We start from the raw sequence: 14,948 nt of genomic DNA, 5'->3' as shown, positions 1-14,948 counted from the left end.
TCGCATGAACTAGAGTGTATAGGTGATGTCTTTTGTCAATGCGTAAGTCCTAGATTTTAATTTAAACCAATATACTGGTGTCATTAAACTGAATCAAGACCCGTCAGAGTATCAGCAGCAAATCAGGGATGAGTGGCATTGACACCAGCTATATTTTTGATAGATACAAATGTGGTTTCATATCTATTGGTTGGACGTTTAGCAAAACCATTACCATCAGGAAAATATGTTATTTCTGTAATTACTGAAATGGAATTGCTATCTTATCCAAATCTCAATTTCAAAGAGGAAATACAGATTCGTGATTTGATTGAGAAAATTACTGTGATAAGTATTGAGAGTAATATCAAAGAATTAGCAATTACATTTCGCAAAAAATACAAGCTAAAGCTTCCTGATGCAATAATTTTGGCAACTGCAAAATCTTTAAATGCAACATTGCTGACGAATGATGTCAAGCTGAGGAAGTTAACAATAATTAATACAGAATCAGTCCAATTTGTGTAATTGAAAGCGATCGCCATTCCTTCTACAGCAGAATTTCAGCAATTTTTAGATGATTTATCTACTAGCGAATGAGTGTAGATATACGTTTGTTTGAACTAAACATAGTTAAAAAATTTCACTGCTACCAGAAATTACGATTGAGTTTAGCAAAGTTACACCTAACACTTTGCAATCCTTACCAACTTTACTCAACAGCCTGTGCTGCAAGAACCTATTATGCTGATGTTGTCCAGTTTAGTTAGATTGCCAATTACTTGAATACTGGTTAAAGATAATATTTTATTTAGTATTTCTGTTTTTTCTTCCTCGCTTAATATTACTGGACGTTTTCCATATATCTTGTTTTTTATCTTCGATTTAAGGTCAGGTGTAAGTAACCCTAAATCAAATGCTACTCTATCGCTGTTCTGAGAAATTGGCAAAAAAGAATACTCATCTTTTCTATCGAACCATTGCCTGCTTACATAAGTGTATTTTCCCGTATGTTCGCCAAGAAAAGGGTACTTGAAATGTCTCTCCCATAGGTCAGATTTATTATTTTCGTAATCCTTTTGAAACTCTTCGGGTATTACTTGTTGGTTATCCGGCCACTCAGCAGTATGATCTACAACAAAAACTGTATCGATCTGAATAATTCTTTTATTCGCAGCATCTCCACTACAGAAGAACAGATATGATCCTTCTGTAATATAATCTTGTGTTGACGAGGGTTTTCTTCGTAATTCAGTGGCATGACAGTATGAATAGAGCCACATTTTTGAAAATACAAATGGATCTTCATTTCCTTCTGGTTTATCCACCCAAACAGAACCCTGCCAATCTGTGAGTTGGTTCTTAATCAAAGCTTTACCTTGGACTTCTGTTTTTTTCCTTGCGTAGTCAGGATGGAATATTAAATAATGTAGTGGCTTCATAGCTAAAATTCAAGCAACCTAACTATTATCTGGTAACTGTGGGGCGATTTGCTTTGCAGTAGCACTTCTCTACGAGACGCTCCGCGATCGCGCCAGCGCTGACTTATCGCCAAAGTATTGACGATACAAGTTATACATAAGCATAATATGATTGCCACAAGATCACTGACTTTCCTAAACCTCAGTACCCCATGACTTCCCCATCTTCTCGCTTTGACAAAATTTTGGTTGTCGATGACTCTCCTGATAATGTGTTTTTGATAAAAACGATTTTGGAGGGAGAAGGCTACATTATTAGCACCGCAGAAAATGGGGTCAACGCCTTGGCAGAACTGGAAAAATCACCTTGTGACTTGGTATTATTGGATTTGATGATGCCAGGAATGGATGGCTACGAAGTCACTAAACGGATTCGAGGAGATACGAAGTTTCAGCCATATATCCCCATCCTGTTAATTACAGCCCACGATACACCCAATGTCGCTAAAGGGCTAGATTTGGGTGCTGATGATTTTATCCGCAAACCTGTAACAGTCGATGAATTATTGGCAAGGGTGCGATCGCTCTTGCGGTTGAAGCGCAGTATAGATGAACGTGATGAAATTTCCCGCCAGCGCCAAGATTTTGTTTCTCGCCTCACACACGATTTACGCACACCTTTAGTAGCAGCTGATCGAATGTTGATGCTATTTCAACAGGGTGCGTTGGGAACCTTATCGCCGCAAATGGAAGAAGTGATCACCATCATGGCTCGTAGCAATCTGAACCTGCTATCTATGGTGAATACTTTATTAGAAGTTTACCGCTTTGAAGCCGATCGGAAAACTCTGTTATTTCAAGAAGTCGATGTAATTCAGTTGTTAGCAGAAGTGGTGGGGGAACTCAAACCTTTAGCAGAAGAGAAAGCATTGTCTATTAATTTAGATATCTCTGGAGATGCAATCAAAGTAATAATTATGGGCGATCGCCTAGAACTACATCGTTTATTCACAAATTTAGTTGGTAATGCCATAAAATTTACTGAATCTGGCTCAGTAGATATCAGACTTAACACTGAATCCAACAGTAATATAAATAACAATAAATATGTAAATATAGAAGTGGCAGATACAGGGATGGGGATTCCACCTGAAGAACAAGCCAGTTTATTTGAAAGATTTCGCCCAGGAAGTCATAAAACTTCTGGTAGTGGCTTAGGATTGTACCTTTCTCGCCGGATTGTTGAAGCACATCACGGTAATATTGGAGTAAATTCTGAAGTAGGTAAAGGTAGTGTTTTCATAGTTAGTTTACCCAGAAAGATATAACCAAATATCATCATTTTTTCAAGACAAATTACTGAAGTGGTAAACTAGCATTTATCAGAATTTAATATCCAATATATGATTACTAATGAAGTATCAGAAGTTTCTGAAATTATCAGTAAGCAACGTGTTTTTTTTCAAAATGGTAGAACAAAAGACGTTAGTTTTCGCCTAGAACAACTGAAAATTCTCAAACAAGCAATTATTGATCATGAACAACCAATCCTTGAAGCACTGAAAGCAGATTTACATAAACCAGGATTTGAAGCTTATGCTACAGAAATTGGTGTAGTCGGTGAAATTGATTATGCTATCAAACACCTGAAAAAGTGGAGTCAGCCGCAAAAAGCAGTAGTTCCCTGGAAATTTTTTTCGTACTCCGCCAAAATTTATCCCGAACCGCTAGGAGTGGTGTTAATTATCGGACCGTGGAATTATCCCTTCCAGCTAATTATTTCACCCTTAGTTGGTGCGATCGCCGCAGGAAATTGTACAATTGTCAAACCTTCAGAAATCGCCCCCCATACTTCCAGTTTAGTCTCTGAAATCATTGGCAAATATTTTCCACCAGAATATATTGCTGTACTAGAAGGAGGTGTGGAAACCAGTCAAAAACTTTTAGCAGAAAAATTTGACCATATATTTTTTACTGGTGGTACAGCTATTGGCAAAATTATCATGGCAGCAGCTGCTAAACATCTTACACCAGTAACTTTAGAATTAGGCGGTAAAAGTCCTTGTATTATTGATAGTGAAATTAATTTAGAACATACCGTTAAACGGATTGTTTGGGGAAAATTTCTCAATGCTGGACAAACTTGTATTGCTCCTGATTATCTTTTAGTTAATCAAAAAATTAAACCAGATTTGCTGGATGGGATTAAAAAATGCCTCACAGAATTTTATGGAGATAATCCGGCAACTAGTCCCGATTATGCGAGGATTATTAACCAAAAACAATTTGAGAGATTGGCTAATTTAATCAAGGATGGCGAAATTATTGTTGGTGGAGAAACCAACGCTGAAGAACGTTATATTGCGCCTACCTTACTTGATCATGTTTCCTTAACAGATCCCGTCATGCAGGAGGAAATATTTGGTCCGATTTTACCTATTCTAGAATACACAGAGATCACAGAAGCGATCGCCCTAATTAATTCTCAACCCAAACCCTTAGCTTTATACCTATTTACTCAAAACAAGAACCTGCAAAAACAAGTTTTACAGCAAACCTCCTCTGGCGGAGTTTGTCTCAACGACACAATTATGCAAGTTGGTATCTCATCTTTACCATTTGGGGGTGTAGGTGATAGCGGCATAGGTAGCTATCACGGCAAAGCTAGTTTTGATACCTTTTCCCATTACAAAAGTGTGTTAAAAAATTCCTTTTGGCTGGATTTAGACTGGCGGTATGCGCCCTATAAGAATAAATTATCTGCTTTAAAACGACTGCTGGGCTAAAACCTCAAACTCTAATTGCGGTAACACCATAAAATCCTTAGATGATGATTGGTGAGTAATGGGTAACTGGTTTCCCCAATTACTCATTACCGATTTTCCAACCCCATCAGGTTGTACCGTTTACCTTTGATTGATAATTTCATCAACAAACGCCAGAAAAAGCCTTCATCCAGGATTGAGAAATCTGAACGGTGGCTTTTCCTTAACAGAAAACTATGATTCTGCTTCCTCTTCTTCAGTGCCGGGATAGACAAAGGTAGAACGTCCAGTCAAAATTGATTTACCTAGAGAAAGGGCTTTTTGAGCTTCAACAGCAGCTTTATGTCTCCAGGTAGCTCGACGTTTATCTCGTTTGGATTTGGATGTTTTCTTCTTAGGAACAGCCATAGTAGCGGATATCGCAATTCTTGACAACCTTACTATTCTAGTCCATGAATCCGAATTTTATAGCAGGGGATTGTTGACGGCTTACAACAACGCTCTACACAGTAGTCTTACAGTTGCTCCCTGCTCCCTTTTGGAACACCAACCTGTTACCTATTAGGAGGAATGATCGGTGAGGGTTGACCTGCATTGAAAATTGCCGGTTGTGTGTCGAATAGGAGGAGCGATCGCGTAGTTTTAAAGTAAGTTGCCCAACGTCGAGGATCGGGACGGCTACGCCATTGCTGACGACTAACTTCTAAAGCTAAAATCGGTGCGATCGCGCCATAACTTTCTACGGTAATAACTACGGAAACATCTGTAGCTAATATATCTTGATCAAAGCTGCGTTGAGCTGCTGCTCTAGCTACTCCTTCTGCCCTACGTAGTGTGGCTTCATAGCTTTCATCTGTCATGCGCTCAATTTGCAGGTCAAGTCTAGCAGTATAAGCACGAACCATTTGGGGGGATATGGCTTCTGTTAATATCCACAGAGAAATGGGCGATAAAAGTAAAACCGCTAACGGAAAGATCCGGATCTTTTTGGCAATTTGGCCAATAAATGGAAAGAGGATGATCAATGATCTTTGATGAGCAATACTCTTAGTCATAAGATGATAACTCCTGATTGATGAATTGTAATTTGATTTTTACTAAGGATGATTATCTAAGTTTACTGTAATAAAAACTGCTGAGGAGTCAGTAAATCACTAATATTCTCCGCAGATTATAAGACATAGGTTAGCTTTGTGTTTTCAGCAAAGGCAACCGCAATTTTAGGCAAGACAACAACAACCTACAAAGAGCGGGATGGCAAATTACTGGTCGATCGCAATCGGCATTAATCAATATCAATTATTTCAACCTTTAGGTTGCGCTCAGGCAGATGCTGAGGTGCTAACTAATTTCTTGATGACAGAAGCAGGTTTGCTACAGCAACGCTGTCTATTAATGACAGATGCTTCTCCACCCATTGATGATAAATCTACCTATCCCACAAAGCAAAATCTGCTTGTGTGGTTGGAGGAGTTAACGGCCAATTTTTGGCAACCACAAGACCATCTCTGGTTATTTTTTAGCGGCTATGGGGTGAGTCACAACGGCAAAGATTATTTAATGCCAGTGGAAGCAAATCCCCTATTGGCAGAGGAAACAGGTATAGAAGTCAGAACGCTGATGAAAAATCTGCAACTGGCTGAAATTAATACGCTGCTACTACTGGATATTAACCGTGCTGTTGGTACTCAAGCAGATAGTGCCGTAGGCAGAGAAATCATAGAATTAGCTCAAGAGTTACAAATTCCCACCGTTCTTTCTTGTCAATCAGAACAATTTTCCCATGAAAGTAGCGAACTAGGTCACGGGTTTTTCACTGCTGCATTATTAGAGGCTTTGCGTTCTGGCAATGCTAGTACATTACAGGATCTGGAAAACTACTTAAATGTTCTTACCCCAGAATTATGTCAACACTATTGGCGACCCATACAAAATCCTCTCACTATCTTTCCTCCCCACCAAGCGGCAATATTACCGAAATCTGAGGTACAAAATCATCAGGAACTAGTTACCAATACTATAGAAACTAATGGCGGCGAAGCAGTGATTTTTCCAGAGGAAAGCTTTGCTGTGGCGCGTACAGCGTCTTCTCTTCGCCCAATCATGCCCAACAATTTTTCCCAGAGGCAAAATACTAGTCTGTGGACAGAAGCCCAAGGTGTGAAAACTATTCTGGGCGGTAAATCGGAAGCAGTACCTGTTTCTAATTTGCTCTCACCGGTTGTCCAGTGGGAAAAACAACAATTATCTACTACGGCTGAGACAGAACATATTCACCAACCGCAGCCTGTGAATACAGCAGTTACAGGGGGAAGATTTATTCCCAATGCACCTCAACCTTATGTTCTGGCACAACCTGATTACAAGGTACAAACCCCATTGTGGAAACAGTTTTTATTTTGGGGTGGTGGCGCTATGTTGGTAGCGGCTTTAATTTGTATAGTTATTCTCCGCAATCAGGCGAAAATTTTACAAGTCCCAGATACATCACCGACTTCACCCAGTGTTACCAGTGTTGTGCCAAATGTTGACTCAACTTCCGAGACATCATCAGTAAATCTGGAGGCTAAAAACCAATCTCGCGCCCAAATCGCTGCTAATTCTGAGTCTAAAAAGCGGAGTCAAGCACTGTTAGATTTAGCGAAAATGTCTTTGAGAGAAACTCAAGCTAGTGATCTCAGTCAGGCGATCGCCACTGCTGCTAAAATTCAACCAGATGAACCACTTTACGAACAAGCTCAGGACAATATTCAAATTTGGAGTCGCATGATTCTGGATTTAGCCGAGGGTCGCGCTCAGGAGAAACAATATACTAATGCTATTGCGGCGGCTGAATTAGTTTCCCCAAATCAATCTATATATCCCCAAGCCCAAGCAGCAATTAGACAATGGCAGTTAGAAGCTCAACAATATGTGGGTAATCAAACTGTTTTGGAAGCGGCTCAATCTTTAATTAGATACGGCCAAGCATCAACATATAATCGCGCCATTGAAGTGGCTAGAAGGGTTCCACCCGGTCAACCAGGATTTGATGTCGCCGAACAGTTCATTAATGAATGGAGTGCAAAGATTTTGGAATTGGCTAAAAGTAGAGCGGAAGAAGGTAATATTGCCGCAGCCATAGAAACAGCTACTTTAGTCCCAGAGGTGACTGCTGTTTACGAAGATGCTCAAGAAGCTATCCAAAAATGGCAAGCTAGAAAAATTACAAATTAAATTACAAATTAAAAAATTTAGGGGTTAATTAACCCTTAAGCTCGACTTTTAGTAAGCTAGCCGACCAGATTGCCGTCAAAACAAAACCCCCTGCCACTAACGGCTGCGGGGGTTTTGGGGTTTAAGGGTGTGATAAAGTCATTGTCCGATGGGCAAGAGTTAACAGCTGCTTACTTTGAGTTTCTTTCTCGTTAGCAAAACTGCTGTACCGCCAACCAGTGTACCGATAATGCTGAAAGGTTCAGGGACTGTTTCTGGCGGCACGCAGGCTATAGAAACGTTGTTGGTATCCAGCGTCACTGCACCATTTTGTGCCAAGGCTCTACCGCACTGAATATTTGCGCCAGTATTCAGAGTGATGCTCGTGTTAGCGAGAATATTTCCCTTGAATTGAGTGCCAGTACCAAGAGTCGCAGAACTACCGACTTGAAAAAACACATTTTGAGAGTCAGCGCCATTGCTCACGAGAACAGACGAGTTACTTGCGGTCGTCAGCGTACTCCCTATCTGGAAAACGAAGTGCGCATTGGGGTCACCTAAGTTGTCGAGGGTGAGATCTCCCGTCAACTGAGCCGACGACGAAAAAAAGTAAACTCCAGGTGTGAGCGTCAGTCCACCGAGATCCTGACCAGTTAAGTCCTGAGTAAAAGCCAAACCTGCTAGATTATTGTACGCAGATTGGTTATCAGCCTGAGCCTGAAAGGCGATCGCATCACCTGCGTTGATTGTTCCGGGTGGATTCACGATCCCTGGAGGAAAGCCAGTAACCGCCGAACCTGGGCTGACACCCAAATTTCCCGTGATCATGGAAAAACCTGTATTTGTCACCGTTGAGCCACCCAAGACCGCAAAATCGCTAGCAGTTCCCAAAGAAACAGTAGCGGCTTTTGCTTGCGCTTGAAACCCTGCAAAAGCCCCGATTGCCAAAATAATCACGTACTTGTACTTCATTTGGAATCTCTCTGTGATTGAGTAATGGCTAGCTACCTTATATTTACCGACTTGCAGGGTGTTTCAAAAGTTTTGAGGTCTAAAATACCTCTCTAAATAAATATAAACTGTAAATGCGTAGAACACAACACCGAGAGAGCAAAATGAGTAAAGCTTATTCAAAAAAATTTAAATTTTGATCAGGATATTGAAAGCGATCTCTTTCAATATCCCTTGACATTACAAGCCTTTGAAGAAATGAAACAGCCTGCCTAACTCTCTTGTACAGACAGGATTCATCGCGTCTTTAGTCAGTGCTAGCAGTACTGGGATACATCTTCACCACATTCGTCGGCAAGGTAGCACAGCGCTCGGAAGCGTAAACCAACAACTTCTTCAAAGAAGGGATTGAGTTTACACAGGGGTGGAATATGAAACAGAGTTTTCCCAAATAATTTAATATCGCGCTCAAAGGGACATTGAGCCGGAATAAGTTGACACAAACGGCGAGCTATTTGGGGATTATTAATTTGAATATTTTCTATCCTCCGCCGCAGGGGTTGGAGAAAATCACCGAGAGACTGAGGAGCCAAATGGCGTAACTGGGTGACAGCAGGTTTGCTACTGTCTGTGTGGTTAATCGATACCCAGCTTGTGAGAAAAAACCTTTTGGTGGTATTGTCAAATACCTTCATGATTAAGCCTCTTTATTAACGAGGGTATTCATCTTGCTGATGAATGTATACAATGTAGCAATCACTTTTACCGGAAATATTCTTTCCTGACTGAGTTACAATCAGTGTTGCGATCGCCACTTAGGTCAACATTTATTCTCATGACTACATCAAGTAAATCGCAGTTCCCGCAGTATGGGTAGTGTAATCACTCGGATCTTATTGATAACTTAACACATCTTAAATTTTAATAAAGTCATCTGTCACCGGACGGGTTTCTAGTTAATGGTTACAAAATTTAATATAACAAAATCTGCGGGGATTGTGCGTCAGTATAAACCTCACAAATATAAATATAGGATGGGATTGGTCTAGTGATGACTGGGAAAACAAGGTGATTTTACGGCAATTCGCTATTTATGCAGTGTTAGGGGTAACTTATCTGGGTTTGGCTTTAGGTTATATTCCTGGGCTAAGGATGAACCGAGCCACTATTGCTTTAGTTGGTTCGAGTTTTTTAATTGCGCTGGGGGCGTTGAGTTTACAGGAAGCTTGGCTGGCCATTGATGCCAAAACTATTGTGTTTCTGTTAAGCATGATGGTAGTAAACGCCAACCTATTTTATGCAGGTTTTTTTAGGCGATCGCTCGAAATCATCTTAAGTCTGACTCGTACTCCTCTAGGCTTATTAATTGCCTTAACATTTGGCAGTGCGATTTTGTCAGCTTTTTTTCTCAATGACACTTTAGCACTGATTTTCACACCTTTAACCTTGAGTCTGACTCAAACTTTAGGCTTAAATCCCATTCCGTATTTACTGGCGATCGCAGCTGCAACTAATATAGGTTCTGTCGCTACCATAAGCGGTAATCCTCAAAACATTCTCATTGGTTCGTTTTCCGGCATATCCTACTTAGACTTTGCCCAAGCATTAGCACCAATCGCCATAGCAGGCTTATTCATTCAAGTGGCGTTACTGTGGTTACTTTATCCAGATGTGCGCTCAACTCAACCCTGTGAAATGTTAGCCGTAGGTAAAGAACGCATCTTCAGGCCTTTATTTAATAAAACCTTAGTAGTGACTGTCGGTTTGTTGATTGCCTTTGCTGTCGGTTTACCATTAGCAGAGTCAGCCTTAATAGCTGCCAGTTTGTTACTCATCACTCGGAGGCTGAAACCACAACGCATCTTAAGTAAATTAGATGGAAATTTGCTGCTGATGTTTTCGGGGTTGTTTATCTTAACTAAAGTTATTCAGAACTTGGATTTATTACAGCCGTTTACTCATGTAGTCAGTAATCCGGCTGGTTTAATAGGAATCACAGCTATTTTGTCTAATATGATTTCTAATGTTCCCACTGTCCTCTTACTGGAACCCCTGATACCTAGAGATAATACCCATTTATGGCTGTTACTGGCTGCATCATCCACTTTAGCGGGTAATTTGACCTTATTTGGTGCAGTTGCAAATCTCATAGTTGTAGAAGCAACTGCTGAGTTAGGTTACAGGCTAACTTTTTGGGAGCATCTCCGATTTGGAGTCCCGCTAACAGTTTGTACTCTATCTATATTATATCTCTGGGTGGGGTGAAGGGGATGGGGAAAACGAACCACAGAGGCGCAGAGAACACAGAGTTATGAGTTATTGGTTGGCTGTTGTTGAATCATAATATGAAATGCAAAAATTATCTTTACTTTTCTTTATGCCTTTGCGCCTAACGTACTTCGTACTAGAGCTTACAGCACGCTACGCGAACGCTTCGCTGATGCGTGACATAATTATTAACTCAAAACACCTTGAGTTTCTTCCCTTTTTTGCGGAAATTGCATGGCGTGTAGATGAGCGTATCTTCCACTATGAGCGAGTAATTGGTTATGAGTTCCAGTTTCGATAATTTGGCCTTTTTCTAAAACCACAATTAAATCAGCATTTTGAATAGTTGAAAGGCGATGAGCAATTACTAAACAAGTGCGATTTTTTAGGAGTTCTTGCAGTGCTTCTTTGATTAGGTATTCTGATTCTGTATCTAGTGCTGATGTTGCTTCATCGAGTATTAAGAATTGGGGATTTTTAATTAAAGCTCTGGCGATCGCAATTCTTTGTCTTTGTCCCCCCGATAGCTTCACACCACGTTCACCAATTACCGTATCATAACCTTGGGGAAGCTCGATGATAAATTCATCGGCGTGGGCAATTTTAGCAGCTGATATAATTTCCTCAACATCTACACCAGGCTTACCATAAGCAATATTTTCCCGTACAGTTCCATGTAGCAACAGCGTTTCTTGGGAAACAATCCCCATTTGACTCCGCAGTGAATTGAGACTGACATCACGAATATCATAACCATCAATTAAAATTCGCCCTTGTTGGGGATCATAAAAACGTGCGGCTAAATTCGCTAAAGTTGTTTTTCCGGCTCCCGAAGCACCCACCAGCGCCACAGTCATTCCGGGTTGCATATCTAAGGTGAAGTTGTGAATCACCGGTTGACTAGAAGCATAACCAAATTCCACTGCTTCCCACTGAATATGACCTTGCATTTCAGGAAGTGCGATCGCATCAGGTTTTTCCTGCACTTCCGGCTGAGTATCCAGAGTTTCAAACACCCGCTCTAAAGCCGTTGCACCCTTTTGGATGACGTGCATCACCTTACTAAAACGTTTTGTAGGCTGATTAATCTGATTTAAATATGCCAAAAAAGCCGTTAAATCACCTACAGTCATCCGCCCCTTCATCACCTCCCAAGAACCATAAGCCAGAACTGTAATATTTCCTAAATTATTCATAAAATCAATCACAGGCGCAAACCCAGAAGAAAGTTGCACAGCCGCCAAATTTGCCTGCATATTTTGAAGATTGCGATCAGAAAAACGGTCTATTTCATATTTCTCATTCGCGCATGACTTGATTAATTTAATATTAGATAAACTTTCCTGGAGATGATTATTCATCTCTGCACCTTGCAACTGCACCTCTTGATAAGCACCCCGCATCCGTTTACCAAAATATTGCGTCAGGTAAATCATCAAAGGTAACGTGACTAAAATCAATAGAGTCAATTGCCAATCAGCATAAATTAGATAAGTGACAATCACCACAAAAGTAAATATCTCAGCAACAATTTCAGCAACATCAGTAGTTACCAGCTTTTCTAAAGAGTCCACATCCCGCATTACCCGCGCCATTAATGTGCCTGTGCGCTGATTTTCAAAAAAACTCAAAGAGAGATGCTGTAAATGTTGATAAAGGTCATTTCTAATATCGTAGATGGTTTTTTGTCCCACCAAAGACATCATATAACTACGAGCAAAATTCAACCCACCCATCAGCAGAGAAATACTAGCAATACTCAAACCCAGCCAAGGAATTAAATCAAACCTTTTATTTGGGATAATTACATCTATGACATAACGAGTAATTTGGGGAATAATAACTTGTAAAAATGACAGAAAAAATATGGTACTAGAACCTAATAAAAGTTGTAACTTATATTGCCATATATATCTAAAAAACCGCTTGTAGAGAGTAAAATCTGAAACTTTAATTTTAAATTCTGATGGATTTTTTTGGGCTATCTGACGAATAAAATTAGCCTGCACAGTTGGTTATACTCCTAAGAAATAATTTTTTTTAATTTAAACGTTCGCGGAGCGTGGCGTTAGCCATACCGCAGAGGCGCAGAGGACGCAGAGAAATGATAATACCATTTCTTTGTGTCCAAGGCGTTTCTTTAAATAACAACCTTTGCGCCCCTTTGCGTTGACTTCTGCGTACCTTTGCGTTTAAACCAAATCACAAAACCCGTCACAGACAAACCAGAAGAAACAACACCCACAACGATATAAATTCCCATCATTCCTAACCCGCCATAACTTCCCGTATGTAAAGCATCAGCCCAAGCCTTAACCTGTTCCATAGCTGAAGTTTGGAAAAAGTTTTCTACCCTTAAAACATCACCATTATATTGATCAAGAAAAACAAAACTTTTACCTTCTGGGCTAATTTCATGAGGTAATTTAAACCGAACTCGCACCACTGACTTTTCATCTTTGGGAGTGTAGATAACAGTTGGTTTTCCTTGAGGAAAAGCATTTGTAGCTGTTTCCAGAAAATCATCTAGCGTTAAAGACTGTTTATTAATTGCAAAACTAGAAACAGGTTTTTCTATATGTTCTTGATGAGTTATCCAATACCCGAAATTTTTTATCGGTTTATCAAACACCATCATACTGCCGCTAGTTGCAATCAATACCAAAAATACTGCGGTTAATACTCCCCCTACCTTATGTAAATCATAATTCACAATGTGCTGTTTAGCTTGCCAACGGACTTTAAAACCAACTGATAATTTTTTCCAGCCATTCCATAAAATTAAGCCGGTAATACTTAATATCAGTAGCATTACACCACACAACCCGACGACAAAACCCCCAAATTTCCCGGCTAATAGATGAATGTGTAACTGATTGACAATTTTCATCCAAGGGCGATCGCGCAAGTAAATTCCCAACACCTCACCACCGTAAGGATTTAAATAAATATCCGTCTTTGATTTATCTAAAGATTTAATTAATACATGGTAAGGTTCATTAACTTGTGTCGGAACCGTCACCCAATCTAACTGTGCTTCTGGATATTTTTCCTGAATTATCGATGTTACCTGCTGGAGAGAAATCTGCTCACCTTGGGGTACAACTTGATGTGTATGCAGGTGCAGAATCGGGTTAACTTCTTTATCAAAAACTAAAATACTACCTGTTAAGCCAATAATGATGATAAAAACCCCGACAATTATCCCCAGAATCCGATGAGCAGCTACAGTAGTTTTTCTCATTTTTTATACCTCTTGTTCTATGGAAATATCACTTGAAAAAGTGGGATTTAATACCTGCACCAAAGCAGGATAAGCTTCTCTCCCCTTGTTGTAAACTTTAACAATACTTCCCAAAGGCTTAGAAAGTAGATTTAAATTTCCCCAAAACAGCACCAAATCACCAGCTTGAATATCTTGAGGAACTACTCCTACATTAAAAACTACAGACAGCAAAACCAGTACCAAAAGCCCAAACCAAGTGAGTAAATCCATCAAAATTTCCGTCCCTGATTTAAACACCTCCAGTCTGATAGTGTGGCGATAAAATGACTCTTGATGCTCAATTAACTCTAGTTTTTTAGCATCTGTAGTGGAAGCAGCAATATTTTCTTGAGCAGTGAGCATTTTCAAACTAGCTACTTGAATAAACTTGCCAAAAATAAAGCCAATCAAAATCGGCGGAATCACTGCTAAAAGTAAAGCAGGTAGCCATGCTGGTGCTAAAGTTACTTGCCAAACAATGACTGAAACACTTTGAGCAATAATTTTTCCCGCATCTTTATGGATAATATCTAGCCCAGGTTTAGCACGGTTACAGTGGTAAAGAATCCGAGAAATATCTTCTGCACCTCTGTCTTTTCCCCGTCTTTGTAAATAAGTTCTTTGCAAACAAATAATCAACCGAGTTTCATAAATTTTATCTATTAGCTTGTCACCGAACTTAATTAAACCCAATCCAAACAATAAACCGCCAAAGACTAAAACATAATTGGGTAATGTTGAACTTAAATCAGTACTACCTTCTTTGAGATCATCTACCACTTTTTTACCCATCCATGCCAAACTGGGTTCTAAAGCTGCAACCACGACAGTAGAAATAATTGCAGCTGCTAACCATTGAGGATAAGTCAGTAACACCCGCGCCATATCCAGTAACAAAGGTGGAACTGGGTTATTTATTGATAATTTTTTCATACTATATAGTTTTGCAGATAAAAATAACAGAAAAATAACATGAAGCGTTGACTCCCTGAGAAATTATTTTTAAGTATTAATTTGTAGGGTATGTTGTCGTGTAGTGCAACCCAACGCTGCTGTCAATGATGTTGGGTTTCTTTACTTCAACCCAACCTACAATTTTTTGTA

13 protein-coding genes are annotated in these 14,948 nt (G+C 39.9%); 5 read left to right on the top strand and 8 right to left on the bottom strand.

Features of this window, described 5'->3' with window-relative positions; genetic code table 11:
- Positions 1–132: 132 nt before the first annotated feature.
- The gene (locus tag ACM0OP_RS05465; protein ID WP_414527379.1) at positions 133–507 is read left to right on the top strand and encodes a type II toxin-antitoxin system VapC family toxin; all 375 of its coding nucleotides are present in this window, start codon (positions 133–135) and stop codon (positions 505–507) included.
- 188 nt (positions 508–695) lie between these two features.
- Here the strand turns inward: ACM0OP_RS05465 and ACM0OP_RS05460 are convergent, their stop codons facing one another.
- Positions 696–1,421, bottom strand: coding sequence for a hypothetical protein (locus tag ACM0OP_RS05460; RefSeq protein ID WP_414527378.1), 726 nt, complete (start codon positions 1,419–1,421; stop codon positions 696–698).
- A gap of 191 nt (positions 1,422–1,612) precedes the next feature.
- Here ACM0OP_RS05460 and ACM0OP_RS05455 point away from each other — a divergent pair, with 191 nt between their 5' ends.
- Positions 1,613–2,728 carry an ATP-binding response regulator gene (locus ACM0OP_RS05455; RefSeq protein ID WP_414527377.1) on the top strand — a complete coding sequence of 372 codons (1,116 nt, stop codon included), beginning with the start codon at positions 1,613–1,615 and terminating at the stop codon, positions 2,726–2,728.
- 75 nt (positions 2,729–2,803) lie between these two features.
- Positions 2,804–4,186 (top strand): aldehyde dehydrogenase, encoded by a 1,383-nt coding sequence (locus tag ACM0OP_RS05450; RefSeq protein WP_414527376.1) that lies wholly within the window; start codon positions 2,804–2,806, stop codon positions 4,184–4,186.
- 213 nt (positions 4,187–4,399) lie between these two features.
- Here ACM0OP_RS05450 and rpmF read toward each other — a convergent pair whose 3' ends face one another.
- Both rpmF and ACM0OP_RS05440 read right to left on the bottom strand, forming a co-directional pair.
- Positions 4,400–4,573, bottom strand: a complete 174-nt coding sequence (gene rpmF, locus ACM0OP_RS05445) for a 50S ribosomal protein L32 (RefSeq protein WP_414527375.1) — start codon at positions 4,571–4,573, stop codon at positions 4,400–4,402.
- A 146-nt stretch (positions 4,574–4,719) separates the two neighbouring features.
- Entirely contained in the window at positions 4,720–5,220 is a 501-nt protein-coding gene (locus tag ACM0OP_RS05440; RefSeq protein WP_414527374.1) for a hypothetical protein, read from the bottom strand.
- A 199-nt stretch (positions 5,221–5,419) separates the two neighbouring features.
- On the opposite strand from ACM0OP_RS05440, the gene ACM0OP_RS05435 reads away from it, so the two are divergent.
- On the top strand, positions 5,420–7,381 hold the full coding sequence (locus ACM0OP_RS05435; RefSeq protein WP_414527373.1) for a caspase family protein: 1,962 nt from the start codon (positions 5,420–5,422) through the stop codon (positions 7,379–7,381).
- A gap of 159 nt (positions 7,382–7,540) precedes the next feature.
- Here ACM0OP_RS05435 and ACM0OP_RS05430 read toward each other — a convergent pair whose 3' ends face one another.
- Both ACM0OP_RS05430 and ACM0OP_RS05425 read right to left on the bottom strand, forming a co-directional pair.
- Positions 7,541–8,332, bottom strand: coding sequence for an ice-binding family protein (locus ACM0OP_RS05430; protein WP_414527372.1), 792 nt, complete (start codon positions 8,330–8,332; stop codon positions 7,541–7,543).
- 296 nt (positions 8,333–8,628) lie between these two features.
- Complete coding sequence (locus ACM0OP_RS05425) at positions 8,629–9,006, bottom strand: Mo-dependent nitrogenase C-terminal domain-containing protein (protein ID WP_414527371.1); 378 nt, start codon at positions 9,004–9,006, stop codon at positions 8,629–8,631.
- Between the two features lie 373 nt (positions 9,007–9,379).
- Here ACM0OP_RS05425 and ACM0OP_RS05420 point away from each other — a divergent pair, with 373 nt between their 5' ends.
- Entirely contained in the window at positions 9,380–10,576 is a 1,197-nt protein-coding gene (locus tag ACM0OP_RS05420; protein ID WP_414527370.1) for an anion transporter, read from the top strand.
- A gap of 191 nt (positions 10,577–10,767) precedes the next feature.
- Here ACM0OP_RS05420 and ACM0OP_RS05415 read toward each other — a convergent pair whose 3' ends face one another.
- The 3 genes from ACM0OP_RS05415 to ACM0OP_RS05405 all read right to left on the bottom strand — a co-directional run bounded on the left by ACM0OP_RS05415 (position 10,768) and on the right by ACM0OP_RS05405 (position 14,777).
- Positions 10,768–12,588: an ABC transporter ATP-binding protein gene (locus ACM0OP_RS05415; RefSeq protein WP_414527369.1), complete on the bottom strand. Its 1,821-nt coding sequence runs from the start codon at positions 12,586–12,588 to the stop codon at positions 10,768–10,770.
- Between the two features lie 131 nt (positions 12,589–12,719).
- On the bottom strand, positions 12,720–13,823 hold the full coding sequence (locus ACM0OP_RS05410; RefSeq protein ID WP_414527368.1) for a PepSY-associated TM helix domain-containing protein: 1,104 nt from the start codon (positions 13,821–13,823) through the stop codon (positions 12,720–12,722).
- Positions 13,824–13,826: 3 nt separating this feature from the next.
- On the bottom strand, positions 13,827–14,777 hold the full coding sequence (locus ACM0OP_RS05405) for an ABC transporter ATP-binding protein (RefSeq protein ID WP_414527367.1): 951 nt from the start codon (positions 14,775–14,777) through the stop codon (positions 13,827–13,829).
- Between the last annotated feature and the right edge of the window lie 171 nt (positions 14,778–14,948).

It is taken from the genome of Nodularia chucula CCY0103, assembly GCF_963923915.1.
GTDB lineage: Bacteria > Cyanobacteriota > Cyanobacteriia > Cyanobacteriales > Nostocaceae > Nodularia > Nodularia chucula.
This window is presented reverse-complemented; position numbering and strand designations above follow the sequence as displayed.

What these genes read in the sequence shown, in the direction of transcription:
- ACM0OP_RS05460 (WP_414527378.1), bottom strand. Translation starts at nt 1,421, where the DNA reads ATGAAGCCACTACATTATTTAATATTCCATCCTGACTACGCAAGGAAA.
- ACM0OP_RS05455 (WP_414527377.1), top strand. Translation starts at nt 1,613, where the DNA reads ATGACTTCCCCATCTTCTCGCTTTGACAAAATTTTGGTTGTCGATGAC.
- ACM0OP_RS05450 (WP_414527376.1), top strand. Translation starts at nt 2,804, where the DNA reads ATGATTACTAATGAAGTATCAGAAGTTTCTGAAATTATCAGTAAGCAA.
- rpmF (WP_414527375.1), bottom strand. Translation starts at nt 4,573, where the DNA reads ATGGCTGTTCCTAAGAAGAAAACATCCAAATCCAAACGAGATAAACGT.
- ACM0OP_RS05440 (WP_414527374.1), bottom strand. Translation starts at nt 5,220, where the DNA reads ATGACTAAGAGTATTGCTCATCAAAGATCATTGATCATCCTCTTTCCA.
- ACM0OP_RS05435 (WP_414527373.1), top strand. Translation starts at nt 5,420, where the DNA reads ATGGCAAATTACTGGTCGATCGCAATCGGCATTAATCAATATCAATTA.
- ACM0OP_RS05430 (WP_414527372.1), bottom strand. Translation starts at nt 8,332, where the DNA reads ATGAAGTACAAGTACGTGATTATTTTGGCAATCGGGGCTTTTGCAGGG.
- ACM0OP_RS05425 (WP_414527371.1), bottom strand. Translation starts at nt 9,006, where the DNA reads ATGAAGGTATTTGACAATACCACCAAAAGGTTTTTTCTCACAAGCTGG.
- ACM0OP_RS05410 (WP_414527368.1), bottom strand. Translation starts at nt 13,823, where the DNA reads ATGAGAAAAACTACTGTAGCTGCTCATCGGATTCTGGGGATAATTGTC.
- ACM0OP_RS05405 (WP_414527367.1), bottom strand. Translation starts at nt 14,777, where the DNA reads ATGAAAAAATTATCAATAAATAACCCAGTTCCACCTTTGTTACTGGAT.